This is a genomic window from Phenylobacterium sp. (assembly GCF_046590535.1).
Classification (GTDB): Bacteria; Pseudomonadota; Alphaproteobacteria; order Caulobacterales; family Caulobacteraceae; genus Phenylobacterium.
This window is the reverse complement of record NZ_JBKJTG010000201.1, coordinates 1-2,701: the sequence shown is the minus strand read 5'-3', so window position 1 is coordinate 2,701 and position 2,701 is coordinate 1. Positions and strand designations below refer to the sequence as shown.

Annotated in this window: 4 protein-coding genes; 2 read left to right on the top strand and 2 right to left on the bottom strand. The window is 71.2% G+C overall.

The features are described 5' to 3' along the window. On the top strand, nucleotides 1-311 hold a 311-nt coding region (locus ACLL81_RS11880), incomplete at its 5' end, for a YbjN domain-containing protein (RefSeq protein ID WP_411288555.1). A 52-nt stretch (nucleotides 312-363) separates the two neighbouring features. Beyond that, entirely contained in the window at nucleotides 364-1,161 is a 798-nt protein-coding gene (gene proC / locus ACLL81_RS11875) for a pyrroline-5-carboxylate reductase (RefSeq protein WP_411288554.1), read from the top strand. On the opposite strand, the gene ACLL81_RS11870 is transcribed toward proC, so the two are convergent. Both ACLL81_RS11870 and ACLL81_RS11865 read right to left on the bottom strand, forming a co-directional pair. Continuing rightward, the gene (locus ACLL81_RS11870; RefSeq protein WP_411288553.1) at nucleotides 1,158-2,519 is read right to left on the bottom strand and encodes an ATP-binding protein; all 1,362 of its coding nucleotides are present in this window, start codon (nucleotides 2,517-2,519) and stop codon (nucleotides 1,158-1,160) included. The genes proC and ACLL81_RS11870 overlap by 4 nt on opposite strands. Then, nucleotides 2,519-2,701: helix-turn-helix domain-containing protein (locus ACLL81_RS11865; RefSeq protein ID WP_411288552.1), on the bottom strand; the 183-nt coding region annotated here is incomplete at its 5' end. The genes ACLL81_RS11865 and ACLL81_RS11870, both read right to left, overlap by 1 nt.

The window sequence follows — 2,701 nt, the reverse complement described above, 5'->3', positions numbered from 1 at the left end:
TCTGCCTTTCCATGGACCTGGCAGTGCCTCAGGCTCAGCGCCAGACTGCCCAGGAACTGATCGCCACAATCAACCCGCGCGTCTGGCTCGGCCACTTCGAACTGTGGGAAGAGGGCGAGATCATCTTCCGGCACGGGATGGCGCTGATGACCAATGAACAGCCAAGCCTGGCCCAGGCCGCGGCGATGATCGACGTGGCCGTGGAGGGCGCCGATCGCTTCTTCCCGGCCTTCGACTTCATGATCCGGGGGCTGAAGTCGCCGCAGGAGGCGATCGCCGCCTGCATGTTCGAGACGGTCGGCGAGGCCTGACCGCACGGATAAGGGTTGGGCGGGGGCGGCGCGGCCCGCTACGGTCGCGTCCATGATCACACCGATCCTGATGCTGGGCGCCGGGCGCATGGGCGGGGCCATCCTGGCGGGCTGGCGGCGCGCGCAGGCGTTCGACGCCGCCGACCTGATGATCCGCGAACCGCATGCGACCGGCCCGGCTCTCGAGGCCGTGCAGGCAGGAGCACAGCTCAATCCTCCGGAAGCCGAACTGGCCCGCGCCAAAACCGTGGTGCTCTCAGTCAAGCCGCAGCTTTGGCGCGAGGTGGCCGCGGAGACCGCCGCCTGGCTGGCCGCCGACGCAGTGATCATCTCGGTGGCGGCCGGCGCCAAGTCCGCCGACATCTCCAAGGCGTTCGGCGGGCGTTGCGTGGCCCGGGTGATACCCACCACCGCGGCGGCCATCTGCCAGGGGACCGCCAGTCTCTATGCCGACGATCCGGCGGCGCTGGCCCGGGCGCACGCCCTGTTCGAGCCCCTGGGGACAGTGGTCGACCTCACCGAAGAAACCCAGATGCATGCGGCGACCGCGGTCTCCGGCTCGGCGCCGGCCTATCTCTACGCCTTCATCGAGGCGCTTGAGGCCGCCGGCGTGTCCGCGGGCCTGCCGGCCAGGGAATCCGCCCGGCTGGCGCGGGCCACCGTGACCGGCGCGGCGGCCCTGTTGCAGGAGACCGGCGCCGATCTCACCGACCTGCGCCGCCAGGTGACCTCGCCCGGCGGCACGACGGAGGCTGCGCTCAACGTGCTGCTCAGCGACACCGGCCTGCCCCCCCTTCTGCGTGAGGCGGTATCGCGCGCCATGCGCCGGTCGAAGGAGCTCGGCGGCTAGCCCGGAAGGCGCATGACGGCGCGCAGGCCCCCCAGGGGCGAGCGCTCCAGGGTGATGTCGCCGCCGTGGCCGCGGGCCACGTCGCGGGCGATGGCCAGGCCCAGGCCGACGCCCTTGGCGTTCTGGTTGCGGGCCTCGTCCAGCCGACCGAAGGCCTTGAACGCCTCCTCGTAGCGCTCGGCGGGAATGCCGGGGCCGTCGTCGTCGACGACGATCTCCACGCCTCCCTGCGGCCTTGGCCGGGCAGCCACCTCGATGTGCTCCCCGTGCACGGCGGCGTTCATGATCAGGTTGGCGAGCGCCCGCTTCAGGGCGTTAGGCCGCACGGTGGCGGTGAGCGCTTCCTCCACGGTGACCGCCACCCGGGCGCCGGCCCGGCGCGCGCCCTCGCTGACCTCGTCGATCAGGTCGCGAAGTTGAACCGCCTCCACCGCCTCGCCGCCCTCGCCGCGCGCGAAGGCCAGATACTCGTCGATCATGTGCTCCATATCGGCCAGGTCGCGCTTCATGGCGGCGTTGGTCTTCGACGGCTCGGCCAGGGCGAGCGCCAGCTTCAGGCGGGTGAGCGGCGTGCGCAGGTCGTGGCTCACCGAGGCCAGCAGGGTGGTGCGCTGGTCAATGTGGCGCTGGATGCGCGAGCGCATGTCTAGGAAGGCGCTGGCCGCGCGGCGCACCTCCTTGGCGCCGTGGGGCTTGAAGGCCGGTACGTCCGCGCCGCGCCCGAAGGCCTCGGCCGCGTTGGCCAGCCGCTCGATGGCGCGCACCTGGTTGCGGATAAACAGGATGGCGATGGCGGTGAGCAGCACGGTGGCCACGGTCATCCACAGGACGAAGATGTGCCCCTGGGTGGCGAAGGCCCGGTCGCGAGGCGCGAGGATGCGCATCACCCCGCCTTTCACCGCCACCCGGATGTCCACGTAGGCCGGGTATCTGGTGGTGTCGAACCACAGGGGTTCGTCCAGCCGCTCCGACAGCGCCCGGTCCAGGGCCCGGTCGATGGGGGCGAAGAACGGCTCGAAGATCACCGGCGGCTCGCGGCGGTTCGGCGGCAGGGCGCGGCCCGGCTGCAGGGCGATGGAGAGGCCCATGCTGTCCTCTGCGCGGGTCGACAGGCGGGCGAAGGCGGCGGGGGTGGGATCCTCCTGGTAACTCTCCACCGCCCAGGCGATGTCGCCGGCCAGGCCCTCGGAGAGGCGGCTGGTGACGGTCTGCCAGTGGGCGTCGAAGAACACATAGGTGACCGCGATTTGCATCAGGGCCACCGGCAGGACGATGATCAGCAGGCTGCGGCCGAACAGCGACGTCGGCAGCTGGCGCTTCACCCAGCGCCCGAGCACTCGCAGGGGCAGCAGCCGCATCAGTCCGGGACCAGTCTGTAGCCGACACCGCGCACCGTCTGCAGGTAACGCGGCGCCTTGGGGTCGTCCTCGATCTTGCGCCGCAGCCTCGTCACCTGCACGTCAACGGCCCTGCCCGAGGGATCGACGGTGTCGCGAGCCAGCTCCAGGCGGTCGACGGGTTCGTGCGGGCTGCGGGAAAG

Excerpts from the sequence above, each read along its gene's own strand:
- proC (WP_411288554.1), top strand. The coding sequence starts at position 364 with ATGATCACACCGATCCTGATGCTGGGCGCCGGGCGCATGGGCGGGGCC.
- ACLL81_RS11870 (WP_411288553.1), bottom strand. The coding sequence starts at position 2,519 with ATGCGGCTGCTGCCCCTGCGAGTGCTCGGGCGCTGGGTGAAGCGCCAG.